This window comes from Paenibacillus terricola, from assembly GCF_014779765.1.
In the GTDB taxonomy this organism is placed as follows: Bacteria; Bacillota; Bacilli; order Paenibacillales; family Paenibacillaceae; genus Paenibacillus_T; species Paenibacillus_T terricola.
In genome coordinates, this window is record NZ_JACXZA010000006.1 from 296,018 (window position 1) to 322,329 (window position 26,312).

19 protein-coding genes and 1 pseudogene are annotated in these 26,312 nt (G+C 50.9%); 7 read left to right on the forward strand and 13 right to left on the reverse strand.

All coding sequences use genetic code 11. The features are described from left to right. The first annotated feature begins 162 nt into the window (after positions 1–162). The 3 genes from H8B09_RS23070 to H8B09_RS23080 are packed head-to-tail and all read left to right on the forward strand — an operon-like array spanning position 163 to position 4,271. Positions 163–1,995 carry a sensor histidine kinase gene (locus H8B09_RS23070; protein WP_191205942.1) on the forward strand — a complete coding sequence of 611 codons (1,833 nt, stop codon included), beginning with the start codon at positions 163–165 and terminating at the stop codon, positions 1,993–1,995. Then, positions 1,973–3,190: a response regulator gene (locus tag H8B09_RS23075; protein WP_191205943.1), complete on the forward strand. Its 1,218-nt coding sequence runs from the start codon at positions 1,973–1,975 to the stop codon at positions 3,188–3,190. Before H8B09_RS23070 ends, H8B09_RS23075 begins: the two co-directional genes overlap by 23 nt. Continuing rightward, the gene (locus tag H8B09_RS23080) at positions 3,177–4,271 is read left to right on the forward strand and encodes a sugar ABC transporter substrate-binding protein (protein ID WP_224753901.1); all 1,095 of its coding nucleotides are present in this window, start codon (positions 3,177–3,179) and stop codon (positions 4,269–4,271) included. Before H8B09_RS23075 ends, H8B09_RS23080 begins: the two co-directional genes overlap by 14 nt. 84 nt (positions 4,272–4,355) lie before the next feature. Here H8B09_RS23080 and H8B09_RS23085 read toward each other — a convergent pair whose 3' ends face one another. From H8B09_RS23085 to thrC, 4 genes are all read right to left on the reverse strand, one after another. After that, positions 4,356–5,600, reverse strand: a complete 1,245-nt coding sequence (locus H8B09_RS23085) for a GNAT family N-acetyltransferase (RefSeq protein WP_191205944.1) — start codon at positions 5,598–5,600, stop codon at positions 4,356–4,358. Between the two features lie 148 nt (positions 5,601–5,748). Further along, positions 5,749–6,018, reverse strand: a complete 270-nt coding sequence (locus tag H8B09_RS23090) for a CD3324 family protein (RefSeq protein WP_191205945.1) — start codon at positions 6,016–6,018, stop codon at positions 5,749–5,751. 99 nt (positions 6,019–6,117) lie between these two features. Beyond that, positions 6,118–7,014 (reverse strand): VOC family protein, encoded by an 897-nt coding sequence (locus tag H8B09_RS23095; protein WP_191205946.1) that lies wholly within the window; start codon positions 7,012–7,014, stop codon positions 6,118–6,120. Between the two features lie 238 nt (positions 7,015–7,252). Then, positions 7,253–8,653, reverse strand: coding sequence for a threonine synthase (gene thrC / locus H8B09_RS23100; RefSeq protein ID WP_191205947.1), 1,401 nt, complete (start codon positions 8,651–8,653; stop codon positions 7,253–7,255). Positions 8,654–8,917: 264 nt separating this feature from the next. On the opposite strand from thrC, the gene H8B09_RS23105 reads away from it, so the two are divergent. Further along, positions 8,918–10,129 carry an acyltransferase gene (locus H8B09_RS23105; protein WP_191205948.1) on the forward strand — a complete coding sequence of 404 codons (1,212 nt, stop codon included), beginning with the start codon at positions 8,918–8,920 and terminating at the stop codon, positions 10,127–10,129. Between the two features lie 42 nt (positions 10,130–10,171). Here the strand turns inward: H8B09_RS23105 and pgsA are convergent, their stop codons facing one another. The 4 genes from pgsA to H8B09_RS23135 form a co-directional block, all read right to left on the reverse strand. Next, positions 10,172–10,759, reverse strand: coding sequence for a CDP-diacylglycerol--glycerol-3-phosphate 3-phosphatidyltransferase (gene pgsA / locus H8B09_RS23110; protein ID WP_191205949.1), 588 nt, complete (start codon positions 10,757–10,759; stop codon positions 10,172–10,174). 332 nt (positions 10,760–11,091) lie between these two features. Next, positions 11,092–15,636 (reverse strand): family 43 glycosylhydrolase, encoded by a 4,545-nt coding sequence (locus H8B09_RS30665; protein ID WP_224753902.1) that lies wholly within the window; start codon positions 15,634–15,636, stop codon positions 11,092–11,094. Positions 15,637–16,063: 427 nt separating this feature from the next. Continuing rightward, the gene (locus tag H8B09_RS23130) at positions 16,064–16,405 is read right to left on the reverse strand and encodes a zinc ribbon domain-containing protein YjdM (RefSeq protein ID WP_191206092.1); all 342 of its coding nucleotides are present in this window, start codon (positions 16,403–16,405) and stop codon (positions 16,064–16,066) included. Beyond that, positions 16,405–17,022, reverse strand: coding sequence for a hypothetical protein (locus tag H8B09_RS23135; protein ID WP_191205950.1), 618 nt, complete (start codon positions 17,020–17,022; stop codon positions 16,405–16,407). Before H8B09_RS23135 ends, H8B09_RS23130 begins: the two co-directional genes overlap by 1 nt. 181 nt (positions 17,023–17,203) lie before the next feature. On the opposite strand from H8B09_RS23135, the gene H8B09_RS23140 reads away from it, so the two are divergent. Together H8B09_RS23140 and H8B09_RS23145 are read left to right on the forward strand one after the other, a co-directional pair. Then, complete coding sequence (locus H8B09_RS23140) at positions 17,204–17,539, forward strand: ArsR/SmtB family transcription factor (protein ID WP_191205951.1); 336 nt, start codon at positions 17,204–17,206, stop codon at positions 17,537–17,539. A gap of 184 nt (positions 17,540–17,723) precedes the next feature. Next, a complete protein-coding gene (locus tag H8B09_RS23145; protein WP_191205952.1) occupies positions 17,724–19,454 on the forward strand; it encodes a SulP family inorganic anion transporter in 1,731 nt (576 codons plus the stop codon). Between the two features lie 90 nt (positions 19,455–19,544). On the opposite strand, the gene H8B09_RS23150 is transcribed toward H8B09_RS23145, so the two are convergent. After that, positions 19,545–20,081 (reverse strand): GNAT family N-acetyltransferase, encoded by a 537-nt coding sequence (locus H8B09_RS23150; RefSeq protein WP_191205953.1) that lies wholly within the window; start codon positions 20,079–20,081, stop codon positions 19,545–19,547. 440 nt (positions 20,082–20,521) lie between these two features. On the opposite strand from H8B09_RS23150, the gene H8B09_RS23160 reads away from it, so the two are divergent. Then, positions 20,522–21,733, forward strand: a complete 1,212-nt coding sequence (locus H8B09_RS23160) for a cytochrome P450 family protein (protein WP_191205955.1) — start codon at positions 20,522–20,524, stop codon at positions 21,731–21,733. A 591-nt stretch (positions 21,734–22,324) separates the two neighbouring features. On the opposite strand, the gene H8B09_RS23165 is transcribed toward H8B09_RS23160, so the two are convergent. The 4 genes and pseudogenes from H8B09_RS23165 to H8B09_RS23180 all read right to left on the reverse strand — a co-directional run bounded on the left by H8B09_RS23165 (position 22,325) and on the right by H8B09_RS23180 (position 26,179). Continuing rightward, positions 22,325–22,630 (reverse strand): immunoglobulin-like domain-containing protein, encoded by a 306-nt coding sequence (locus H8B09_RS23165; RefSeq protein WP_191205956.1) that lies wholly within the window; start codon positions 22,628–22,630, stop codon positions 22,325–22,327. A 58-nt stretch (positions 22,631–22,688) separates the two neighbouring features. Further along, positions 22,689–22,976, reverse strand: coding sequence for a hypothetical protein (locus H8B09_RS23170; protein ID WP_191205957.1), 288 nt, complete (start codon positions 22,974–22,976; stop codon positions 22,689–22,691). Between the two features lie 49 nt (positions 22,977–23,025). Beyond that, positions 23,026–24,264 (reverse strand): DUF445 domain-containing protein, encoded by a 1,239-nt coding sequence (locus H8B09_RS23175; RefSeq protein ID WP_191205958.1) that lies wholly within the window; start codon positions 24,262–24,264, stop codon positions 23,026–23,028. A 179-nt stretch (positions 24,265–24,443) separates the two neighbouring features. Next, a pseudogene (locus H8B09_RS23180) lies at positions 24,444–26,179 on the reverse strand (proline--tRNA ligase). Positions 26,180–26,312: the final 133 nt, after the last annotated feature.

The following is a 26,312-nucleotide window of genomic DNA, read 5'->3' on the forward strand; positions in this document are numbered from 1 at the left end:
ATTTTGTGCAATAAGCTGATTTTCTTGTTCGAACTTCGGGTCAACGGGGGCGAATGGGGGATTTTTTGTGTTTTTAGGCGAAAATGATTGCGTTTACAGTCTATTGCATACCCAAATTTGTTATCATTAGGCTGATCCATAACAGAAGGGACGACACCATCTATGAAGCTGATCCGATGGCGATGGTCCAGTCTTCGCGCGAAGCTGCTCGTCATGTTCGTTCTGATCTCGTCGGTTCCGATGATTGCGGTCGGCCTCGTCTCTTATCAGAAATCGTTCGCGACCATATCGGGCCACGGCAAAGCGTCCGCTCTGCTCGAAGCCGATCGGCTCGCGCGGGATATTGACGGCCTGTTCCGAGATACAGGCAAGCTGCTCGAACTGGAGGAAAACCCGCAGGTGCTGCGCTTCCTCTTCACCCAGAGCGATACATACGAGGATGCCAAAGCGATATTGCGCACGTTCGAGCTGTACCGTGAAACATACAAATATGAAGATGTATTAAACATATCCATGGTCAATCTGTATGGGCGGGGCATCAGCGAACGCCGAGGCGTGTTCCAATTGGAGCGCAATCCGCTGCGCAACCCGCATTTCGTCAAGCTGCTGAGCGAGCCGGATCTGGTGCTGAACGTCCCCCCTTCCGAAGCATTGTCGCTCGATCGGGTCGACGGCTTCCAATATGAAGGACGCAACGTGATCTCCATTATGGCGACGATTAAACAGCGCATTACGAAGGAAGTAATCGGCTTCATCGTTATCGATCTGGACGACAGCATCGTCCGCCAGTTCTGCGATGACAGTCTGATCGGCAAGACCGGTTACTTCTATGTCGCGAGTTCGGGAGGCAGTCCCATCTTCATGCCTTCCGCGGTCAAGCCGGATGCCCTTCCATTCCAGCCTGCTGATCTCGGTCCGCGGCTCGCCGCCGATCGTGAGGGCTTCGTCGAGCGTTCCGTAGGCAAGCCCTTATTCGTTATGTATTCCACCTCGCAGCTGACCGGCTGGAAGATCGTTGGCCTCGTCCCGCTGCAAGAGCTTATGAGAGACGCCGATGAAATTCGGCAGCTTATCATTCTTAGCGTCACGCTCAGTCTAGCCTTTACGATTTCGTTGTACTTCTTCGTGACGACACGTCTCACCCGCCCTGTCCAAGTGCTCATGAACAAAATGCGCCAAGCGGCAGGCGGTTATCTCGAAGCGAAGGTGAAGCCGACCGGGTCCGACGAAATCGCAGACCTCGGCAACAGCTTCAACATTATGCTTGGCAAAATCCGCGAGCTGCTCGATCAGAGCATCAAGGAGCGCGAGAACATTCAGAAGGCGGAGCTCCGCGCGCTCCAGGCGCAGATCAACCCGCACTTCTTGTACAACACGCTCGATTCGATCATCTGGATGGCCGAGGCTGGCAAGAACGAGCAGGTTATCCGGCTGGTGCAGGCGCTGGCCCGCTTCTTCCGAATAGGCTTGAACAGAGGGATGGAATGGGTGACGCTGAAGGAGGAACTAGAGCACGTACGCAGCTATCTCGTTATCCAACAGATGCGGTACCGCGATATTCTCGACTATGAAATTGTGGTGCCGGACTCTCTATTGCATATTCATCTGCTCAAAATGACGCTCCAACCGCTCGTCGAGAACGCGCTCTATCACGGTATCAAAAACAAGCGCGGACGCGGCATGATCACGATCGCCGCAAACGTGGATACAAGCGGCAGCTTGCTGCTGGCCGTCGAGGACGACGGCATCGGCATGACCGAGCAGCGGCTCTTGGAACTTCGCGAGCTGCTGTCGAAGGGTCGTCTGCCGGAGAAAACCGGCGACGAAGTGTCGGGAGGCTTCGGCCTCCACAATGTGCATCAGCGCATCCGGCTGTACTATGGCGAAGCTTATGGCGTTGAGCTGTACAGCGAGACGCAGGCCGGCACGCGTGTCATCTTAAAGATTCCGCACCGCATGGGAGGGGCAATCTATGAAAAAAGTGATGCTGGTTGACGACGAAATATTGATTCGCGAGAATATCCGCGACTGCATTCCGTGGACGCAGGAAGGGTTCGCTTATTGCGGAGATGCACCGGACGGCGAAGTGGCGTTGCCTCTTATCGATCAGCATGTACCGGACATCCTCATTACCGATATTAAGATGCCATTCATGAATGGACTGGAATTAAGCCGAATCGTGCGGGATAAGTATCCCGAGATGAAGATCATCATCTTGAGCGGTCATGACGAGTTCGAATATGCGCGCGAGGCGCTTCGTCTCGGTGTCGAGGATTACTGCCTGAAGCCGGTCAGCGCCGCTGACATCGTGAAGCTGCTGCAGGAGGTTAGCTGCAAGATCGACCGCCAGCGCCAAGATCGCGAGCGGTTGGAGAAGCTTGCGAATCGGCTCGCATCGCAGCGCGATGTCGTTGGCCCGGCTGGTGGTGGCGAGCGTCTGGCCATTACTGGACATGGGGTTGATGGGATGGGCGTGAGCGTCGGGTTCGATGCAACGGGGGCAGCTCCCTCACACGTGCATCTGGATCGCCAACGATTCGTCTCTTTCCTGAAGGTCGGCGTTCAGGCGGAGGCGGACTTGTACATCCGCGGCTACCTCTCCCCGCTTCGCGGCATCGACTGGTCGGCGGCAAGCTATGGGCGTTATGCATTAAACGATCTGACGGTCGAGTGCTGGCAGGCTGCGCGCGAGCTGCTCCGAAGCCCAGAGCTGACGGCCGAGGAGAACCAACGGTTCACGCAGGCATTGGCGACGGTGCGGTCGACGGACGATGCCGTGCAATATTTGCTGCTTGTGGCGGAGCAGTTCTGGACATGGCGCGCGCAGGCGGCGGGTCGTTACAGCGACCAACTGCGAGACGTTAAGGCATTCATTGATTCGCACATTGGCGACGATAAGCTGTCGCTCCAGGATGCGGCGGCGCATGTGCGAATGAGCCCTTCGCATCTCAGCAAAGTGTTCGCGCAGGAAACGGGAGAAACGTTCATCGAGTATGTCATGCAGATGCGCATCCGCAAAGCGATGGAGCTGCTGCTGGCGACGAACGATAAGACGTACGAGGTTGCATTCAAGGTCGGTTATAACGATGCCCACTATTTCTCCAATGTGTTCCGCAAGGCAACCGGCATGACGCCGCGCGATTTTCGCAAGAGAAGCGTGACGGGGCGTGAGCAGCATGTTGATCGATAGATGGGTTGAGCGTTCTTGGCAGCAAACGAATGGACAGCGTCGTGGAGAACGGCGGCTGGTGGTACGGCGGGGTTTGCACAGCCTGTTGGTTGCTGCAATCGTTATGCTGCTTACAACGGGCTGCTGGGGAGGAGCCAACGAGAATGGTGGGGATGGCGTTGCCTCCATTACAGGTACATCGTTGAAATCCGCAACAAGTGTGAACAAGCCGGCAGCAGTGGATAGCAGCAATGGCAAGGCGCTTACCTTCGGTATCCTATATCCTTTCGCCCATCCGTTCTATGAGACGATTACGGAGCAGGCGCAGCAGGCTGCCGGACCTCAGCATGTGACGCTGCTCGTACAGGCGCCGGACGAAGCGAACGCAGAGCAGCAAATTCGAATGATGGAGAATATGATCAACCGTCATGTCGACGGCATTGCCGTCGACCCAATCGATGCCGCAGCGATGCGGCCGGTCATCGACAAAGCGATTGCCGCTGGCATACCCGTCATCTGCTTCGAATCCGATGCGCCTGACAGCCGGCGTCTGTCATTCATCGGCGCCGACAATCGGCTCGCCGGACAGCGGATGGGCGGCCTGCTCGACGGGCTGCTCGGCGGGCGCGGCATGATTTTGGTCGAGACAGGTACCTCTCATATGGACAGCCTGAACAAAAGGCTCGAAGGGCTTCGCCATTACTTGGAGAGCTACACCGAAATTCAAGTGCTCGATGTCCGCTACAACGATGGCAGCGAAGCAACGGCTCAGACCGATCTGGAGCAAATGATTGATGACCATCCGCATTTTGACGCGTTTATCGCGCTGGACCCGCTGTCCGTATCGGCAGCTGTACTGGTGTGGAAGGCGATGGGATTAAGCCGCCATGCCTTGACCTTCGGCATGATGCCGGAGATCGAGGACGCCATCCGCAACGGGCAGCTAACCGCAACCGTCTCGCAATACGAACAGGAATGGGGCTCCCTGATCGTGGCGCGTCTGCTGCAAGCAGCCGATGGCCACAAGCTTCCTTCCTTCTCAGATACGGGAATGACCGATGTGACGATCGAGACGCTAAGCCATGCGGCGGAGCAGCAATAGGTAGTGCTATACGAAAGGCTGATCATCCGAGGGACTATACCCCCTTGATAATCAGCCTTTTTTCGATGCAGATTCTAATAGATTCTAATTCAGCGATAAAATATAGGATGCTTTCTTGGGGAATAAAATCATAAATAGAGTTCGCAGATCGTTATTGTCAAAATACACCTCAGCATTCTCCTGCGTCAGCTCATCCACTGCTTTCCTGCCTAATAGGATCTGCACAAGAAAGTCTCTTGCAATTTGTACATTCCCATATTCAGCTGACACCGAATCTACCTTCATCAATTCCCCGTCTACAAACTCTAAATGATAGCCTTCAAATTGGTTATGCAAGGTTAATTGGATGCTCCCGCTGTAATGCGCATAAGAGGAGCTGGCCAGCCTAGCTGCAAGAACGCTGCGAATACGCATAAGGAATCGGCTGATGTCTGGAATCCGTGCATATCCTGAGACTGTTGGGAGGCAGCTCTGGTTATAATCTCCTAATACCTGATAGAAAGGATGTGCAGGCCCTAACTTAAGATTGATTTCTCGGATTCCTTTGCTTAGAAAGTCAGATAGAATAGACTTCCGGACTTGATAGTAGGATACTTCCTCCGCTAGCTCCAAACCATACACAGAAGCAGCTCCTCCATACATTAGAAACCCGACTGCGTTGTTCTTATCATCTACGATCAGACGAATCGTTTCATTCGGATAAATGTTCTTGGCGTAATTGAAACACACCTCATCCGCTGCCAAACAAATCATGTACCTGGAGTAGATCCTCGTATACAGGCGTGCGACAAAAGGCAAATCCTGATCGCTTATATCGATAATTCTATAAATTGGTTCCTCGTCTTCGGCCATCTTATCTGAAGCTTTAATCGTAACGGCACGACCTTCCTGTTCATTCGGAAGAGAAAGCGTATATCCGAATCGGCGGTAGAAAACAGGCTTGCCGAAGACGACTTGCATATCATCGCCTCGTTCGTTGCTTAACCGATGGATCTCATCCATTATGCCGCGCATAATCCCTTGCCCTTGATACGCAGGTCTCGTAAACACTTGTTCGATCCGGGAAACTTGAATTTCGATTTGCTCATAGCTATACACCCAAGGCATAAAGATTGCTGAAGCTGCTATCTCATTGGATTTCGTATCCCATGCAATGATAAAATGTTCCGGCCGTGTATACGGATGCCGTCCATCCATCATAATTTCGATCCATACGGCTTGATCCGGATGATCCACTTCGCTATAAAAAGATGCAAGAGACGGAAGATCGTGAATAGTTGCCTGCCTGATCACTATATGTTCATTTATTCGACGCAAAAAATCGGACAATTGATTTCGACCCCCAATTCTTTATATAGCGGGAACTGCACTTTCAATATACAGATAAAACCTGATCTTAAATATAGAGAGAATTGTCTAAAAAAATTGTATACACGACAAAAACCCCGACGCATCAAATGATGCCCAGGGTAATTGGCTACTGCTTTCGGTATACAATTTTCTTAATGCTCTCCAACGAGAGACAATACTCTTCTGCAAGATGATCTAGTGGAATACCTTGCTTATATTTGCATGTAATTTCGTTATTGCGCTCATGGATTCGTGCTCTGTATCCGGAGTTCTCTCCCCATCTCGTCCGTGATCCGGAAGGTTTAGGGATATAGATCAGCTCGCCTTGCACATACTTCTGGAGTTCTGATAGCAGTTCTATAGGTAAAATCTTATAGCTTACATGTTTGTTCGTCATTTGCTCCGCTCCTTATTGATTAAGTCTCAAGGAAGGCGGAGCGGTTATTTGTTAGCAGCTCATTCGGATCTCTCCATTTCAGAATATATGAGTTGTCACTTAATAAAACGTACCAAACGAATTAATCTCAACCTTACGTCCATCCGGGTCATAGAATGCGATCTCCCGGCCGCAGCCACCACGGTCATTGATCCCATCTGCGGCTAATCCAGCTCCATGCTCAATCAATCGCGCATAAAGCTTCTCGATCTCGGAGTCCATCACCCTGAACAGAAGAACGGCGTGATTATACCCCTCATCGTTATTGAAGCTTAGAGGCATCTTGTCCTCGGATTGAATGAAGAACAATTCCATTCCGGAAGCCGTATGAAGCACAACAGAACCTGCCCCTTGCTTGAGTGGTGAATGCTGCGATGCATTCGGATCGAATCCTAACATGTCGACGTACCACTTGGCAGCAGCATAAGGGTTGCTAGCGGGAAGATACAATGTCATGACGTCCATAAGAAAAGGCTGTGTTTGTTCCTCAACCCTTGGTTCATTCGTCGTTGGAGACGACCAGGTACCGTAAGTGTTTACCTCAATCTTACGACCGTCCGGATCATAGAACGCAATCTCCCGGCCGCATCCGCCGCGGTCTTGGATCGCTTCGTTCGCTAGCGGCACTCCATGCTCAATCAATCGCGCATAGAGCTCCTCGATCTCCGCGTCTTTCACTCTGAACAGCAGAGCAGCGTGATTATAACCTTCGTTGTTATTGAAGTTAAGCGGCAGCTTATCCTCGGATCGAACGAAGAACAATGTCAGACTAGATGCCGTATGGAGCACAACTAAACCCGCTCCTTCTTGGAGCGGCGAATGCTGCGATGCATTCGGATCGAATCCAAAGATGTCGACATACCACTTCGCAGTCGTATAGGGGTCCTTCGCTGGAAGGTATAACGTCATTAAATCCATAAGTAAAGGCTGCTTCATCTCGACAACTTGCTCGCTCATTGTGGCTCCCCTCTCATATTGTGAGTTTGAGCTAGCAGAACGCTCATCCAATCACCTATACTCTTTCCTTCCATATCCAAATATTACCGTACACTTGTTCCCATGTAAACTACTATTTGTAAATAACCTGGAAATATATAAACAATGCTAACTCCATCATTAGATGCTGTTACCCCAAAATATAAAAACACGAAAAAAGCCCGCGTCTTGGACGCGGGCTTCTACTCAATCCTATCTATTAGCGGCTGCCGAAAAACTCGACCAGCTCATTTGCAATAATCGACGTTTCGCCATCTACGATCTTCATGCTTTGCGGTTTGTTGAACAGCGCTTCGATCTGCGCCGGGAACGTTTGCTTTATGCCCGTCAGCTGTACAGCCTCGTCGAACTTCGCCGGGTGCGCCGTTGCGAGCGAGACGATAACGCCATCTGCACCGCGCTGCTCAGCTGCTGCAACGCCGCAAGCGGAGTGCGGATCAAGGATGTAGCCGCTCGCCGACTCAAAACGCTTGATCGTGTCGAGGCACTCGTCGTTGTCTACGCCATAAGCGCCGAACTCGGAACGAACCTTCGCAAGCGTTTCTTCGTTTACGGACAGGCTGCCTTCTTTACGGAACTCGTTCATGATCGTTTCGATCGCTGCCGTATCTTCGCCCAGTACATAATACAGGTAACGCTCGAAGTTGCTCGCAACTTGAATATCCATCGATGGACTATGCGTCATGCGGAAGTTGTCTGGCTTGTAAACGCCCGTATCCACGAAACGCTCCAAGATGTTGTTCGCATTCGTTGCAACGATAAGGCGGTCAACCGGCAAGCCCATACGCTTCGCCAGGTAGCCAGCGAAGATATCGCCGAAGTTGCCCGATGGAACGCTGAAGCTTACTTTCTCTGCGCCGCCGGCTTCCTGCTCTTGCACGCGGAAATAAGCGTAGAAGTAGTAAACCGTCTGTGCAATGATGCGCACGATGTTGATCGAGTTGATGGCACACAGATTGTTCTTAGCTTTGAAATCGAGATCTGCAAACAGATCTTTAATAATGCGTTGGCAATCATCGAAGTTGCCATGAACGGACAGGTTCAGCACATTGTCCTCAGCGACCGTCGTCATTTGCAGCTCTTGCACCTTGCTCACTTTGCCATGCGGGTGAAGGATGCAGATGTTGATGCCTTCTTTGCCGCGAACGCCCTCAATGGACGAGGCGCCTGTATCGCCCGACGTTGCGCCGAGAATATTGATCTTCAAATTACGTGTACGCGCAACGTACGTGTACAGTTGGCCCATGAATTGAAGGGCGATATCTTTGAACGCAAAAGTTGGTCCGTGGAACAGCTCCAGCAAGTACAGCTTGTCCTTCAGCTTCGTTACTGGCGTTACCTCTGGATGACGGAACGTTGCGTAGCTATCGGTTACAAGCTTCTTCAAATCGTCCGCTGGAATTTCGTTATTCGTATACAGATCGAGAATCGCCAGCGTCAGCTCTTGGTACGACAGCTTCGACCACGCCTTCAGCGTCTCGGCAGATACATTCGGAATTTGTTCCGGAACCAGCAAACCTCCGTCAGTCGCCAATCCCATCAGAAAAGCATCAATAAAGCCGATTCCATTAACATTGCCTCTCGTGCTCAAGTACTGCATGCTAATTTCCCTCCTACTAATATCGACACCACACAATCCTATGCCGATTATAGCGCACCTTCCCGCGCCTAAAGTCATTAGCGTAATTATACGTGCCGCCCGTGCAATCGTGCAAACAATTTTGAAAAAAATCGACATTTCCGTATCTATTCAGACAACGCTCAGCGACAATTCAGATTTCTGGTTCAGACTAAGCTCATCCGAGAAATAACGAGCAGACTGTCAATCTGCCACCCAACAAGATCATACAAAAGGAGCTTACTTATGTCCGCACAACCTGCGAATACCGCCGTACAGCTCGATCGAAGGGACAGGCTTCCCGAAATCCCGCTCGTGCGTGCGATTGCCATTGTCGGCGTACTCTGCGTACACTCCACCTCGAATGCAACCGTCGAAATGAAAAACTCGGGGATTTACTGGCTGTATAATTTCATTAATATTATGGCAAAATTCGGGACGCCAACGTTTATTTTTCTTAGCAGCTTCGTGCTGTTCTACAACTATATGAACCGTCCGATCGGAGCAGGGATGCTGAAGTCTTTTTATCGCAAAAGAGCGGTCGGCATTCTTATTCCGTACTTGGTCTTCTCGATCCTGTACTCGATCGCGACGCACTTTGTTTATTACCCGGATCAGTCGCTTGGCGACGCTATGCATAGTTTCATCATTAAGGTGCTGACTGGCAAAGCCTACACGCACTTGTACTTCGTGTTCATTAACGTGCAGTTTTATATTCTGTTCCCGCTGACGTTGTGGCTGTTCCAGAAGCGTTCTAATCTCGTCAAATGGGCCGTTCCAATTGGTCTAACCGTACAATGGGGATTCGTCATCTTGAACAAATACGGCATGCAGATCGCGAATAAAGGCAGCTGGGCTCCTTCCTACTTCTCATATTATATGTTAGGAGCGTTCATTGGCATTCAATATCCACGCATCAAGCAGTGGCTGGCCAGCCGAAGCGGTCAGGCTAGTCCCATTGCGCTGATGGCTGGCGGTGCGCTGGTCGGCGCTTGGCTGGCAACCGGACTCGCGCATGTATGGGTCTGGTATGAGTCTCGCCTGAACCATGCGCAATACAACTCACTGCTATTCGAGTGCTTGTGGAATGCCTATACGATCACGAGTGCGGTCGTACTTCTCGGACTTGCGGTGCTTATCGCACGCAATGGCTCGAAACCGCTTGTGCGTGCGCTAACTAGACTTGGCACGTTGTCATTCGGCATTTATCTGCTCCATCCGATGCTGCTGCTCGCGTATCGCCATTTCCCGCTGCACACGGGCAATTCGCTGCTCGTCCATCTATGGTACGCTGGCGGATTCGTGCTTGCGTTAGGCGGCGCATGGCTCATCGTTGGCATATCCGCCCGCTGGCTGCCGTTCGCATCGGTGTTCTTCGGTCAACTGCCTAAGCGGAAGAAGAAAGCGGCTGTCGATAACAGCCATGTAACTTCATACGGCGTACCGCTTAGCCGATGACAATAGGACCGAGCAGCTTGCTGCTCGGTCTTGCTATGTCTCTCACCACTCCAGCTGCAGCTCGCGATAATTGTTCTTCACGCACTGATAGCCTGAGTAGATCGTCAGCACGACCGCCGCGAACATGATCGTTAGATCAATCGGAAAGTCGATCAGGAACGCGAACGGATAATTGTTTAGCAGCACCGCTGTAATCGCGACGACTTGAAGCACCAGCTTGAGCTTGCCATGTCTGTCCGCAGCAAGCGCTACACCCTTCTCCGCTGCCAGAATGCGCAGCCCGGACACCATCACTTCCCGCCCGATAATGACGACCGCGATCCATGAAGGAATCATTTTCTGTTGAACCATCATGATAAGTGCCACCGATACAAGCAATTTGTCAGCGAGCGGGTCCAACAGTTTGCCTAGATTGGTGATCATGTTATATTTGCGTGCGATGTAACCGTCCAGCTTGTCTGTGGCGGACGCCAGAACAAACAGCCCGACGGCCCAGTACAGTCCATACTGATTGATGTAGTGAAAGATGCCGAGCCGATCCTCCAGCCACGCCGGGTAGCGCTGGAATACAAGCATGAACAGCGGAATCATTGCGATTCGGACAACCGTTATTTTGTTCGCAAGATTCATGGACTCACCTCGCCTAAAAGAAAGTATACGTAATAGTTACACCAGTATTACCACGAATGTACGATTATTAATCGAAGGTGAAACGGAAGGGCTGGTCAATACCCTGTGAATAGAGCAGCGCGTTTCGTTCCGGAGAAATATAAATGCCCGACCCCTGCAGCTGTCATTTGCTCAGGGATCGGGCTTCCTGCGTTGAACCGCTAGACGCTATGGTCACAACACCTGATGAACGATAATCGCAGTCACTGCTCTTGCGTTTCGCAGCCTGCGGCACAGCCATCTTGCTTCTCCCTGATACGAGACTACCTCGTATTTACTGTTCGTCAAGCTGCTCACTTACGCGAACCAGCAGCCGTAAACTGCCAGTAGTCCAGATTTAACAGCTTGCTGCCATCCCCACCTTGGAACATCAAGAACACGTTGTGAACGCCGCCTACCGCAGCAACCTCTGTTTGCAGCAGCTTCCAGCTCTGATCACCGCCGGTCGACTTCACATTCAGCGTACCTATCACTTGACCAATCGGGCTGTCGAGTCGAATCTCAATCTTTCCGCCAACGTTGCCGGCGACATTCGCAGTAAAGGATGCAGCGCCCTTGTCCCCAAAGTCTACATTAGATACCGCTACCCAATCGCCATTGCTAATATTCGTTACATCCAGGTTAATATTCGATGATGAACCAGCTGGTGCGGTAGACGGCTCGGTTGCGATGCCAGCCTGCCAGGCAATCGTCTCAGCCTCTGTGCGCTGATACGGATTAAGGGCCGCAACAGGCGCGACGCCTTCCATGTCGGCTTGAATGCTCTTAATCGAACCATCCTCGTACATTTGAACCTTATTGATATGCGTGGAACGATAGCCCTTGCCCTCTCCAAGCGCAGCCTTGCTCAACGTCTGGGCATGGTAGACGACATACCATTCGTTGTTGAACTCGAAGATCGCATGATGGTTATTGCCTCCGACTCCGAAGAATGCACCTGGATTTTTCAGAATGGATCCCACGTACGTGAATGGTCCCATCGGGCTGTCGCTCACCATGTAAGCAATCTCGCCTGCCGGCGGCATGCCGTCAGGATGCGTGCCCGCGAAGTTCGAGCAATACGAGTAGTAATATTTGCCGTTATATTTGTGAATGCCCGAGTCCTCGAACATATACGGCGCATCAATTGCCGATGCAGCGCCTACTGTATGGACCATATCATCTGCCAATCGAATCACCCTTGCCGTATTCGGATGAGCGGCTTGTTCCGCTGTCGGGTTATTCGGAATACCTCCGCCGAAATAAAGGTATGCGGATCCGTTATCATCAACCAGAACAGCCGGATCGAACAGCCATACCACTCCGCCAACTCCTTCTGTCGCGAAGGAAACGAGAGGGCCGCCAATCGGGTCGGTCCAAGGCCCGGTCGGGCTGTCCGCCGTTAATACGCCGATTCCGCCTGCGCCATTGGCGAAGTAAAGGAAGAACTTATCCTTGCCATCGATCACCTTATGCGCTGCGGCTGGCGCCCATGACAATCCTGCCCACTTCGCAGCGCCGTTCGCTCCTGCGACCGGGATCGCGCCATGATCGGTCCAGTTGACCATGTCGGCTGACGAAATGACATTAATCGTCTTGATCTGACCGTACGTATTATCCTTGATGTTGCCGTTCGAATCATACTCATAAGCATCGTTCGTCATGTAGACGTAGACGCGTCCGTTATAGACAAGCGCGTAAGGATCGGCTCCGAATTTGTGGCTCATCAACGGATTCGAATAACCTGGCAGCTTGCCGATAGCGCCAGTATTCAACTGCTTTAGTCCGATTTCGGCCACTGCTTGCTGCACGTCGTACACGACGTCTCCGCCTTCGACATTGATATAATCGGTTGTGATTGATGCAGTGTGATCGGACGTCGCGAATGCCTCCACCTTCAGCATGATGGTCGCAAATAATCCGCCCTTCACATGGATTTGATTTCCATCCAGCTTGATCTGCAGCCGATGGTCCGCATACGTATAGGATGCAGACCCGGCTATGTTCGAAGGGTTAAACACGACATTCGACACGGAGAGTTCCTTCGGAATGCTAAAGGATGCGTTAATTGAGCTGTACTTACCTTTCGGAAGCGCGGAAAGCGTAATCGGCACCTGAAGCGTCATGTTCGGCACGCCGACGACATCGCTCACATCGCCTAGATCGGCCTGAAGAACCGCGGCAGGCGCACTTGCGCCCGTCAATTTATCGCTGATTCGGAAATAGTCGAAATCGACATAACCGCCAGTCGCCTTAGTCGCATAGTTGAACAGCGCGAACCGGTAGCCCATGAAATGCGGCAGCGTATACTGCATGTGAAGCGCATTGCCGATCCGCACCCATGTGATGCCGTCCAGACTGTAGTAGAAGGCTGCATTATCCGCTTGATTTTTGAAATCCATATCGATTTTGAAATAAACACGGTCCTGCGCGAGTGGTACGGAAGCCGCCTCAACAGGCGCTGCTCCGCTGCCGTCCACCATCACGATCGACCGCGTGCCGCCTGCCATATTAACGCCGACGAACCCGTACTTCGCTTGGAGCGCAGCCAGTCCCGCATAATCGCCATCCTTCATACGGCTGACATCAACCGCAATCGCACCTGAGCTCTCCGGCCCAAAAGACCGCTGCGTAAGTGTGTTGCGGGCATCTAGAAGAGTGGTGCTCTTCCGGCCTGTCGTCAGTCGGAGATAGCCCGGCCGATCCGTCAGCGACCAGTTGTTGTTGTCCGGATTATGATTCCACTGCCAGACGAGCGCCAGATTGGAACCATTATCGTCATTCTCGCCATTCTTCGCCGATACTGCAGCAGGCAGTGCTTTCTGAACGAACGAGACGTCGTCGACATAGAAATCCATAAGATCGTTCACGGGATCAGGTGTCCCCGTCCAAGGCGTCTCCAGGAAAATAAACGTCTCTGAAATGTCCGCATCAGCCGGCAGCGTGTAGGTTCCCTCTACCGTTCCCCATTCGCCCTTCTTGATTGTCTTGGAGCCAAGGATCTTGATGCCCTGCCAGCTTGGACCGTTCTGAATATCGAAGTTAAATTGCTTCTGATCCGGTCCGCTCGTATATTTCACTTTAGCCGAGAATTGATAGGTCGCCCCTGCCGTCACCTCGCCTGTAATGACCTGCTTCGCACCGTCGCCAGTCGCCTTCCGTCCGGTCGTCAGGATGCTGTAAGCTCCGCTGTAATGCTCTGCGTCGGACAAGGATGCCGCAGCAGCGCCATTCGCCATCCAAGGCGCTAGCCCTGCTTCCGCGTTGCCGTTATCGATCAACTCCGACACCGAGGTGTCGAGCATGGACACGTCATCGACATAGAAATCCATCAGATCATTCGTAGGATCCGGCGTCTGCACCCAAGGCGTCTCGATGAAAATAAACGTTTGCGAAATATCGGCATCGGCAGGCACCGTATACGTCCCCTCGATCGTGCCCCATTCGCCCTTCGCGATCGTCTTCGAGCCAAGGATCTTGATGCCCTGCCAGCTCGGACCATGCTGAATGTCGAAGTTGAACGGCTTCGTGTCCGGACCGCTCGTATATTTCACCTTAGCGGAGAAGCGGTAGGTGACGCCTGTTTGGATTTTGCCCGTCGTCACCTGTTTCGGACCGTCGCCCGTTAACGTCCTGCCCGATACGAGCAGCGCCTTCGAACCACTGCTATGTTCGGTATCCGTCGCGGCAACCGCCGCGCCATAGCTCCCAACCCATGATGCGTCTTGCTCATTCTCGAAGCCGCCGTTCACCAGAATTTCTGTACCGCCGGTGGAGCTGGACGGAGCAGGTTGCGTGCTAACACTTGCCTTCGGCTTCACAACCGTGTGATAGGCCGCTGCATGGCTGGCATTCTGATAGAACTCGTCCGACGCAGCTATCTTCGTAGTCGTTATCCCGTTCGATGGCAGCCCCGTGTCGATCGTTGCAGGCACTTTGCCGCCCGCACCGAACACAGGCCAGCCGTCCGTCCATGTGACCGGCACTAGATACGGAATCCGTCCGACCGCGCCGCGGTCGCCGAACAGCAGCGCATACCAATCCCCGTTCACCGTATCGATGATGCCGCCTTGCGCGATGCCTTGATCCTGCAGCGCGACTCTGCCCTCGTAAGGTCCTGCAATCGAGTCCGAACGGAACACCAGCTCCGTACGCATGCCGCCCGTCGGCCACGTAATCAGGAAGACGTAGTACTTGCCGTTGATTTTCTGAATATGCGAGCCTTCTGCCGCCAATCCGACATTGTTTCCTGCAGCAAGGCTTGCATTCGGGATAATGACTTGATCGAGACCGCCCGGCTTAACGGCCGTCGCATCCGCGTTCAGCTCGGTAATTCGAATATCGCCGCCGCCGTCTACAAGATAGACTCGCCCGTCATCATCGAACAAGAGCGACATATCATGATGAAAGCCAAGCTCAGACTTCGTCCAAGGACCATGCTCGATATCCGTCGTTTGGAAAATGTACGTTTTGCCCGTTGTAGACGAGCTGAACGTCACATAATACTTGCCATTGTTATATCGCAAACTGCTCGCCCACGAGCCCTTGCCGTACTCGTTCTGTCCGCTGCTCAGCGTCTGCTTCTCATCGTCTCCGAGCACATCGTAGACATAATTAACGATCTCCCAATGGATCAGATCGTACGACTTCATGATCGGCACGCCGGGATTCATATGCATCGTCGTGCTCGTCATGTAATAGGCATTACCTACTCGGATCACATCGGGGTCCGGAACATCCGCCCAAATAACAGGATTATTCGAAGCGCTTACATTTTTCTCCGCAAATATCGGTGATACCGGGATCAAGCTCACTAGAAGCACAAGCGTCAACAACAGAGATAACCACTTTCGATTCATTCTCATCAATATCTCCTTCCGAAACAATTAAGTTGTCAAGCTTTGTCTTTACATATAACTCCTATATCCTCGTGCACGGCGCATGCCAAATTGTACGGCGCCTTATTCGGACACCGACCACCTCCCTTCATATGGAATTCAATAAGCGCGATTTGAATCGTGATAGGTCTTATGCGAGAGTCTGTTATGTTGGAGATATCATTGTGAGAAAAGCGAGGGCTTGAGAGAGCATCTAACATGTGAGTAGGACTAAGTGTAGCGCCTTCAACAGGCTCCCAACAACCCGTGTAACCGTAGTTGTACAGCCTGCCGAATCGTGGTTGTTGTTGGACATGGTCATTCGGTTTGCCCATAACAAAGACACTAAGGGCACCCGGCGGGTGCCCTTAGTCATTTAGGGTAATCATACCCCTATATAGCTAGCTAGTTATACTTTCTTTACGAACTCGGACTTTAATTTCATCGCACCGAAACCATCGATTTTGCAATCAATATTATGATCTCCGTCAACGAGGCGGATATTTTTCACCTTCGTGCCTATTTTCAGAACAGATGAGGACCCTTTTACTTTTAGATCTTTGATGATGGTCACGGTGTCGCCATCGTTTAATACATTCCCGTTGGAATCTTTGATTGGTTCATTGTCTTCCCTGTTCTTCGCTTCCGATTCTTTGGGCCACTCATGGCTGCATTCCGGGCAAATCAATAACAATCCGTCCTCGTATGTGTACGCGGAGCCGCATGCAGGACAATTCGGAATTTCCGACATCATTCATTCTCTCCTATCCTCTTATGGCATTCATCCAATTCGATCTGGAAACGACGAAACGGACTGGACAATGCTTTTATGTTTCTCTCTATTCTCTTCCGCCGCTTCGGATCATTCTTGCAATGATTCAACTGGTCGATGTTCTTATCGATCTTATCCCGGAGCGTATGGATGAACCCTATCGCTGGATGCTTCGTTGCCAACTCCTGCAGATCAGCAGCCAATGCTTCGCTAAGTTTAGCGATTGAGCGCAGGTGCAGCGACTTGTCCACCGTTACGTATTCCGGCGTATCATCTTCGCGATAGCTTTGACCCGGAACTTGCCTCCAAAAGCCATTCCATTCCTCCAGTTGATTCGTTGCATATAACAAATATTTGAGATAGCCGCACAACCATGCCGTACAGCTCGTATTGCGCGTCGTACATCCAATTCCATTCACAAGATGTCGACAACCGATACAGCAAGAGCCCCCGTATTTGATGCAAACGCTGCAAATCGATCCGGCACCGATCTCGTTCAACGCGTGGACGCCAATCTCGATCACGGCCTTTCTGCTCATGCTCAGGAGTTGGTCTGAACCGGGCTTCGATTGTTCGTCAGGAATAAGGGTCGGCATTGCTCCCCCTCCACTCTTCAAAAAATCAAATATTCAAAAATATAAATATAACATGTATTATAAAATAGATTCGAACAAATAACAATTCATGCTCAGGCTAATTCGTAATCACGAAGTGTGATTTGAAATGTGCTATTATAGCTATATATTCTAAAGTTCTGGTGTTAAGGAGCATTGCGCTATGAATCAGTATCAAACTATTCATCAATTTAAAGCCGACTTCTTTAAAGCATTAGCTCATCCCATGCGAATACGAATACTTGAAGTTCTAAGCGAAGGCGATCGAAACGTCAATGAATTGCAAAGCATTCTGGGTTCGGAAGGCTCCGCCGTTTCACAGCAGCTGTCCGTGCTGCGCAATAAAAATGTAGTGAGCGGCATAAAAGATGGAACCTCGGTCATATATTCCTTGCGAGATCCGTTGATTAAGGACCTGCTGGCCGTCGCCAAGCAGATATTCGACAATCATCTCGTCGACGCCATTTCGCTGCTTGAGGTCATTCGAAATGAGCAATAACCGATGCAATAACCTTTAAAACAAGGGTATCCATGAGCAATTTCAAGGAGAGCCTTGTTTTTTGCTTTTAACCACCCATTTTCGGGGAAACCATTCGAATTCTAGCGTTTGACTACGGCAGTGGTCAGAGGTACATTTTCTATATATTCAAATAATCAAATATATGAGAATAGAAGGCGAACAGATGAAATGGATGGGTAGATACAAGGGCTATCATGCAGCTGCCTTTCGCAAGGATATCGTCTCGGGGTTCATCGTCGGCATTATCGCCATTCCATTAGGGATGGCGTTTGCTATTGCGTCTGGAGTCAAACCCGAATACGGCATTTATACCACGATCATTGCCGGGATATTGATCTCTTTGCTCGGAGGCTCGAGATTTCAAATTGGAGGTCCGACTGGCGCTTTTATTCCCATTCTGTTCGCAATCGTCTTGCAATACGGTTACGACAATTTATTGCTGGCTGGACTGATGGCCGGAATTATCCTTGTTCTGATGGGCATATTCAGGCTTGGAGCATTGATCAAATTTATTCCTCGTCCTGTAACGATCGGATTCACAGCCGGAATTGCTGTCATCATCTTCAGCGGTCAGATCAAGAACTTATTAGGTCTGAGAGGCATGAAGAATCATGAATCTTTTATTGCGAACATGCAGGAAATTGCAAGGCACTTGGCGACCGTTAATAGCTACAGCGTCATCACGGCAGCCATCTGTCTAGCGGTTGCTCTCCTAACGTCGAGGTTGCTGCCTAGAATACCGGGCTCCTTGACGGGACTCGTCGCATCCAGCGTTGTCGCAGCCTTGTTCTTCCAAGGGCATGTCGCAACGATCGGTTCCTCATTCGGAGCGATTCCGAGCGAGCTGCCCCATTTTTATATGCCGGATTTAACATGGGATCGATTGCGGACGCTGCTTCAGCCTGCGTTCATCATCGCGATGCTCGGCGGCATCGAATCCTTGCTATCGGCCGTTGTGGCCGACGGCATGACCGGGACCCGCCATAACAGCAATCGCGAGCTGATCGGGCAAGGCATCGCGAACATCGTCGCCCCTCTCTTCGGCGGAATTCCGGCGACCGGCGCCATCGCACGAACAGCGACCAATATTAGAAACGGGGCAGCGTCTCCCATTTCCGGCATCGTGCATGGCGTTGTCGTTTTCCTTGTCCTTATTCTATTTGCCCCTTACGCTTCGAATATCCCGCTCGCCAGCATGGCTCCCATTCTGATGCTGGTTGCGTGGAATATGAGCGAACGCAAGGAGTTTGCCCATATCCTCAAGACGAGAACAAGCGACTCGATCGTCCTGCTGATTACCTTTGCACTGACCGTGCTCACGAGCTTGCCGACGGCCGTCGAAGTCGGCCTGGCCTTATCTGTGCTTCTGTTCATGAAGCGAATGAGCGAGTCGCTGAACGTATCCAAAGTACTGCCCGACATCGCGGACAAACGCGCCAAGGTGAAAGCCTATATGGTTAGCGAAGCTCATGATTGTCCGCAGATCAGCATTTTCAGCCTGGAGGGTCCCTTGTTTTTTGGCACCGCCAATATTTTCGAGAAATCGATGGCCGACGCGCTTCTCCCCAACCTTCAAGTGGTCATTATACGCATGGCGAAAGTACCCTATGTAGATATGACAGGCGAATCTAAGCTGGCCCGATTGGTTAACGATATCAAGCGAACAGGCGGAACTGTTCTAATCTCGGGCGCTCAACCGCAGTCTCTGGACGTATTCAAGAAGACCGGTTTGCAAGCCATTATCGGAGAGCAACACTTCTTCGAGCGTACGGGCGATGCCATTGATTATGCCCTCGCTCGAATCGACGTCCATGCGTGTAAGGGGTGCAAGCATTTCGCGTTCCGGGAATGCACGGTATTGTCAGATGTACCGGATGTGCCTAGAAGCCTCTAATTAAGGAACATGCTTTTTGATAGTAGTCGAACAGCCTGCCGGATCCTTCCGGCAGGCTGCGTTATTGAACGTACCCGATAGATCAACAAATTATAATAACTTGAATAATTCCAAGTTCGCATACGTGCTATCCGAATGAACCTTGTCTCCGTAGATTCCGCTTATTCCGTTAAAACCTGCCTTCGTCCAGAACCTGATTGCAGGCCAGTTTCTAACTGCTACATTTGCCCTGATTTCCTTATATCCCCGTTTCTTGAGCTCGATACACAATTGACTTACCGCTTCTTGACCAAATCCGAGGCCCTGTTGTTCCCTGCTTATATACAGAAAGACGAGATAAGCTGAATCACTTCGGGGATAACCATGGTACACGCTTAAAATCCCGATTATTTCATTGCGACTGTTACGTCGAACCGTAAACAACCGATAATTTTGTTTATTTCCTTCAGGGGGCAAATCTCCCTTGCGAATCCAATGTTCGATTTGATTGGCATTATATTCATTTCCGTCCCACAGATTAATAGACTGACTGTTTAAATAGAAGCGTACTTCCCTTATTTCGTTTTCCGATATTTTTAGAAATGCGAGATTATTAGACCCCCATCTGTCAGGTAGAACGGCTATCACTTAGCAACAACTCCTTAGACACTTATCTAATTTAATAGTAGTCTAATTAATGTTTTTTGAAAAGCCGCAATTATTTATTACGATGAGTCGTATAAATATTTCTCTCAATTGCGATTCAGCTTAAGACCGTTCATAACATAGGGACGAACCATGTTTAGTAGCAAATCGGTCCGATCATATTTCCCAACTGTTAACCAATGAAGCGCTGCGCCATAAATTGCCGAAGCTGTCATGGCCGAAATGATCTCTGTATGGTAACGGTCTGCTCCATAGCAGGTGTCTCCTTTCAATAAAATACTTACTATCGTCTGCTGCAACATTTAGTCGGGACGAACGCCAGACACTTGCCGTCTAAATGAAGATTTTGTTCTACATCGATTTTCTATGAAATAACAATTAGAGGTTCGAAAAAATAGAATTGGGACAGGAGTGATATATTTATGTTTTCGTATGCAAACCTTGATCTGTCATCGCCTGAGTTCAAAAAAAATGCCCATGAGATTTACAAGCAGCTCAGGCAAAATGAACCGCTTCTCGAAATTGCAATGCCGGATGGGCAGAGGGCATGGCTCTCCACACGCTATGACGATGCCATACAAATATTGAAAGATGACGAACGTTTTACGAAGAATTTACAATCTCTATCGCCTGAAGATTATTCGGCGATCATGCCCCATAAAGAAATGGATCTGATCAGCAAACAGATGCTCTCCAGCGACCCGCCCGATCATGCCCGTCTTCGTTCCATCGTATCTAAAGCTTTTTCCCCCCAGATGATTGAAGACATGCAGAATGAAATTCAGCGAATAACCGATGATCTAATTGACCGAATTCAGGAAAAAGGAAGCATGGAGATTATCGCAGACTTTGCATTTCCGCTTCCAATCATCGTGATTAGTCAGATGTTAGGCATTCCAGAGAATGATCATTATCTGGTTAAAAAATGGTCCAGCGACTTCATTGAGTCTGCCAATAATCGTGATAAGCTGAAAGAAGCATTCCCTTCCATCCAGGCTTTTGGCAGGTATATAGACGAGCTCATCACCGAGAGAAGGAAGCATCCCGGTTCCGATTTGATCAGCATGCTAATCCAAGCTCACGATAACAGAGATAGGCTGACTGCTGAAGAGTTGTCCTCCACGATTTGGCTGCTCATTGTCGCCGGGCATGAAACGACAGTCAATCTGATTGGCAACGGACTCCTCGCCTTATTGGAAAATCCGGATCAATTACGCTTGTGGCGCAGCGATCCGGCCTTAGCCCAACCGGGCATCGAAGAATTACTTAGGTATTACAGTCCCGTCGAGATTGCCACATCCCGTTGGGCCAGACACGACTTTACATGGCACGGAAAAAATGTACGCAAAAGCGATTTGATTTTCGTAGGCTTGGCAGCTGCCAATCGCGATCCCGACCAGTTCGAGAATCCCGACCGACTGGATATTACGAGAAAGAAAAACAAGCACATGGCGTTCGGAAACGGCATTCATTTCTGCCTCGGTGCACCGCTTGCCCGGTTGGAAGGAAAGATCGCTTTGTCGACATTGCTTCGGCGATTACCTAACCTGCGTATTGATACAACTTCTGAAGAGCTTAAATGGCGATCGGGCATCTTGATGCGAGGTTTAGAACGGTTTCCTGTTACATTTTGAATGCATTAAAGTCGGTTCTATTAGTTTTCATTTGAAGCAGATAGAAACATTACCCAATTGATTCTACGATTCTTAATGGATCCTTTTTTTTTAGCTATCCTACCGATAAGCAACAAAGCTGCCGATCTTACGCCGGCAGCTTTGTTGCGTTGAAGTTATTCAACTATTGTTCCTCGTTAAGCCTGAGTGAGGAAACTGAATCATTTCGAGGGAGTTCAACTCACGATTATTTTTAATTCGTTAATTTATACACCTTAAGTAACTTAGAACTTAATTTATCGAATTCCTTCAACAGTTCTTCGGCGTTACTAGAATATTTACTTTGTATATAAAACCTGCTACAGGTATAAAAAAGGGCACCAACCAATTCTTTAGATACCAATCCTTCCTCATTGAATCTTTATAATCATCCAGAGTTATATGTAGCAGTTGAATTAAGTCCCCATGTCTGAATTGAGCTATCGTATCCCGATAGCGTAATGTCATCAAGTGAAACGTGCTCTTATAATCCTTTGGATTAAACTTCACTATAACAGCTAATCTATTGTAAACTCCGCCGCCAAGTAGTGTTTATCGTGGTCGCCTGCTTTTCTAAAATCGAGTATATCTATCAAATGAGTAAACGCCATCTATGGCAATAGGGACTTGATACCAACTACCTTCAATTTTCTTTTCCAATAAAAAAAATTCACCATAAATACAATGCTTATCAGAGGTATTATCAAATACTACCGTCAATCCAGTAGAGGTAACCGTTCCTTTCTTAACAATCAACGTTACTCCATCAAGGTCGTTGACAGTTTCATATTTTGTAGGTTCCCAATCAGTATTTTCTCCTGTATTGGTTTTTTCTTTAGCATCAGAGCATCCGACTACTAGAAAAGAAAAAAAAAGCACCCACCTCGAAAAGGTGAGTGCTCTCGTCTCCCGCTTGCTCAGCGACTCTGGGAAAAGCCTAGTCCTCGTAATCCGCGTAGCCGTTCTCGAGCAAATATTGCATCTCCGTGTCGAGAATCGTCTCGAGCGTGAGCTCGTCCAGCTTGACGTCCTTCTGGCGCAAAATGTAATCGACCAGCTCGTCGCTGTCGATATCGTATTCGCCTTGCGCGTTTGGTTTCGCTTTATCGATGAACGTCTGCTCGTGCTTCAGGACGAGCTTGATCGTGCCCGCGGCTACCTTTGTTTTCTCCACCAGATGGGCAATCAGCTCATCTTCATTGAAATCGACTTGTTCGTTAGACATATTCGTTTCTTACCTCCTGACAAATTATAAAGCCCATAGAACATGGTTCTTACAGTTGGAACAGCGACAACACGATACCGACCAAGAAGCCGCACAGCGCGCCGTTGACGCGAATCCACTGCAGGTCGCTGCCGACCTTCTCCTCCAGCATGCGGACAAGCGCGGCATCGTCCATCTGGTCGAGGTTCTCCTTCACCAACTGACCAATACGGAAGTGATTCGTCTCGACGAGATGAATGGCGTATGCAAGCAGCTTATCCTCCCAGCTCGCCACACGCTCCGGATCACGATTCAAGCTGCGGACGATGCTCGCATACAGCGAGAACAGTACGCGACCGCCGGTCTGACGCTGCTCTTCGAGCTTCTCGAGCGCCAACGAACGGAGTTCCTCGAGGCGAGCCAGCATGAACAGCTTGCCCTCCCCGCCCTCGATCATGCCGAGCACGCGGCCCTTCACGCGGTCGAGGCTCTCTTCGTCCTCCGCCCACTGGAACAGGCGGACGCGAATTTCACGCATAATCGTGTCACGATACGTATTGTCCCGATCCTGCAGGCCGGCGATGCCGGAGACGAGCATCCCTTGCAGCATGCCGCCCATCTTGTCCTCGTCCATGAAGCCGGCGAACGCTTGGACTGCGAAGCCCATGAACCCGCCCATCTTCACCTCGGCCAGTTTATCGGCAGCCAGCTTGCCCAGCATCAGCTTCGTTGTTGGACGCTTCGCCCAATTATGCGCTTCTTTGAGCACATAGTCGAGTGCCATCTCATCGTAGCCCGCTTCCATCGTCTTCGTTAGCAGCCGATCCGCGGTCAGCTTCATATCGATATTGCGTACGACCGACGCAACCGCAGATTGTGCCAGCTCCGCCGCTTTCTCCAATGGCAGCTGCTGTACGATAGGAATGACTTCTTCGATAATCATCGTCCGCACCTTGCGTCTTCCGAACAGACGAGTCAGCATCCTGCCGCCCATCTGCAGCATCTTCAGTTTGCGCAGACGGTTCTCGATGCTCTCTTTGTTCAGCAGCTCGTTCTCAAGAGCAGAGATGAGCGAACGGATGATTTTGTCCCGATTGCGCAGCAGCAGCGACGTATGCGGAATCGGTATGCCCATCGGATGACGGAACAGCGCCGTAACCGCGAACCAGTCTGCAAGTCCGCCGACGAGACCTGCCTCGAATCCACCCTGCAGAATCTTCACAAGGGTCGTATCCTTCAGCAGCAATGTGATGATAAATCCGCATGCCATGACGGCAAGCGACATAATAGCCAAATATCGCGATCTCATGGTGAACCTCCTTACATCAGAATCTTCGAGTCACTTCACTCTCCGATGTACCAAATGATACCTGTGTCGCGATCCGCTGTAAACATCTGCCGCATAATCACGGGAAGTTTCGGAACCATTTTTCCCAAAAATGGAACCCAGCATGCATATATGCCGCCGACTATCGCCCTCACGCAACATTACCGACCTTTAACAGCAGCCAGGACGCGCTCGAGCGCCTCTTCCGTCCCAATGACTTGCTTCTCGCCTGCCCGGCCCTCCATATATTCAACCTGACCCGTTGCAATGTCACGGCCAACAACGACCCGAAGCGGAATGCCAATGAGATCAGCATCCTTAAACTTCACGCCTGCGCGCTCATCGCGGTCATCCAGCAGCACTTCTACTCCGCTGGCTTGCAGTTGATCATACAGCTGCTGCGCCGCCTGCATCTGCGCCTCGTCCTTCACCGCGATTGGAATGAGATGCACCTGATAAGGCGCAATCCCCATTGGCCAGATGATCCCGTTCCGTTCGCATCGTAATGCTGCTCAACGACAGCCGACAGCACACGGGAGACGCCGATGCCATAGCAGCCCATAATCATCGTCTGCGATTTGCCCGCTGCATCTAAGAACTGCGCCCCCAGCTTCTCGCTGTACTTCGTGCCGAGTTTGAACACATGCCCGACTTCGATCCCGCGATAAAATTGCAGCGTTCCGTCCGCGCAGCTTGGGCAGCAGTCGCCTTCTGCCGCATTACGGAAATCGCCTGTACGGGACAACTCGAAGTCACGGCCCGGTTGCACATTGCGGTAGTGATAGTCCCCTTCATTCGCACCGGCAATGCCGCTTGCCAGTTCAGCGGCCGCTTGATCGACAAGGACGGACAGCGTCAGTCCGACTGGTCCGATGAAACCTGTTGGTACGCCAGTCAGCCGCAGCACCGTCTCCGCATCCGCAATTGCGATGTTCTCTGCACCGAGGTAGTGCTTCACCTTCAGCTCGTTGATCTCATGGTCGCCGCGAACGACAACCGCAACAACCTGCTCATCGGCAACGAATACGACGGTCTTCAGAATGTCCGAAGCCGCAGCGCCAACCGACTGCACCAGTTGATCGATCGTACGGATGCTTGGCGTGTGGAACTTCTCTATTGCTGGAACAGAGGCTGCTTGATTGTGAGCATGCGCTTGGCTGCCTGCGCTCGTCGTTGCTCGTGACGTCGCCTTCTCCAGATTCGCTGAGTACCCACAATGCGTGCACGCCGCAATCGTGTCCTCGCCAATGTCGGCCAGCGCCATGAACTCATGCGTGCCGCCTTCGCCTCCGATGGCGCCAGCATCTGCCTCTACCGCACGGAAGTTCAACCCGCACCGTTCAAAGATGCGATGATAAGCCTTATACATCCGCTGGTAGGAAGCATCAAGTCCTTCCCAGTCCGTGTCGAACGAGTAAGCATCCTTCATGAGAAATTCGCGTCCGCGCAGCAGACCGAAGCGAGGACGACGCTCATCGCGGAACTTCGTCTGAATCTGATACAGCGTCACCGGCAGGCGGCGATAGCTGTTAATCTCGTTACGGACGAGCGTCGTAATGACCTCCTCATGCGTAGGTCCAAGCGCGAACTCGCGCTCATGCCGGTCCTGCAACCGCATCAGCTCTGGGCCATAGACGCCATAACGGCCCGACTCCTTCCACAGTTCCGCTGGCTGAAGCGCAGGCATCAGCAGCTCTTGCGCACCTGCTCGATCCATTTCCTCGCGAACGATTTCCTCGACTTTGCGGAGCACACGTCTGCCAAGCGGCATGTACGTGTAGATCCCCGCTGCTACCTGACGAATATAACCTGCACGCAGCATGAGTTGGTGGCTGATGGCCTCTGCATCCCCTGGCGATTCACGCAGGGTAGAGAGCATTAACTGATTTTGGCGCATATTGAAATCCTCCTGACATCATTATTAAGCGACTATCCTTAAGCACATCGCGCAGATCGCAGCACGAAATCCGACTATCGTCGAACAACACCAAAAAGACGCATCCGTCAGGGACGAATGCGTCGTGGTACCA

Coding starts and splice junctions, on each gene's coding strand:
- H8B09_RS23130 (WP_191206092.1), bottom strand. CDS start 16,405: ATGTCGGAAATTCCGAATTGTCCTGCATGCGGCTCCGCGTACACATAC.
- H8B09_RS23160 (WP_191205955.1), top strand. CDS start 20,522: ATGTTTTCGTATGCAAACCTTGATCTGTCATCGCCTGAGTTCAAAAAA.
- H8B09_RS23095 (WP_191205946.1), bottom strand. CDS start 7,014: ATGAGCGAGCAAGTTGTCGAGATGAAGCAGCCTTTACTTATGGATTTA.
- H8B09_RS23090 (WP_191205945.1), bottom strand. CDS start 6,018: ATGACGAACAAACATGTAAGCTATAAGATTTTACCTATAGAACTGCTA.
- pgsA (WP_191205949.1), bottom strand. CDS start 10,759: ATGAATCTTGCGAACAAAATAACGGTTGTCCGAATCGCAATGATTCCG.
- H8B09_RS23075 (WP_191205943.1), top strand. CDS start 1,973: ATGAAAAAAGTGATGCTGGTTGACGACGAAATATTGATTCGCGAGAAT.
- thrC (WP_191205947.1), bottom strand. CDS start 8,653: ATGCAGTACTTGAGCACGAGAGGCAATGTTAATGGAATCGGCTTTATT.
- H8B09_RS23170 (WP_191205957.1), bottom strand. CDS start 22,976: ATGTCTAACGAACAAGTCGATTTCAATGAAGATGAGCTGATTGCCCAT.
- H8B09_RS23105 (WP_191205948.1), top strand. CDS start 8,918: ATGTCCGCACAACCTGCGAATACCGCCGTACAGCTCGATCGAAGGGAC.
- H8B09_RS23080 (WP_224753901.1), top strand. CDS start 3,177: ATGTTGATCGATAGATGGGTTGAGCGTTCTTGGCAGCAAACGAATGGA.
- H8B09_RS23140 (WP_191205951.1), top strand. CDS start 17,204: ATGAATCAGTATCAAACTATTCATCAATTTAAAGCCGACTTCTTTAAA.
- H8B09_RS23145 (WP_191205952.1), top strand. CDS start 17,724: ATGAAATGGATGGGTAGATACAAGGGCTATCATGCAGCTGCCTTTCGC.
- H8B09_RS23070 (WP_191205942.1), top strand. CDS start 163: ATGAAGCTGATCCGATGGCGATGGTCCAGTCTTCGCGCGAAGCTGCTC.
- H8B09_RS30665 (WP_224753902.1), bottom strand. CDS start 15,636: ATGAATCGAAAGTGGTTATCTCTGTTGTTGACGCTTGTGCTTCTAGTG.
- H8B09_RS23175 (WP_191205958.1), bottom strand. CDS start 24,264: ATGAGATCGCGATATTTGGCTATTATGTCGCTTGCCGTCATGGCATGC.
- H8B09_RS23135 (WP_191205950.1), bottom strand. CDS start 17,022: ATGCCGACCCTTATTCCTGACGAACAATCGAAGCCCGGTTCAGACCAA.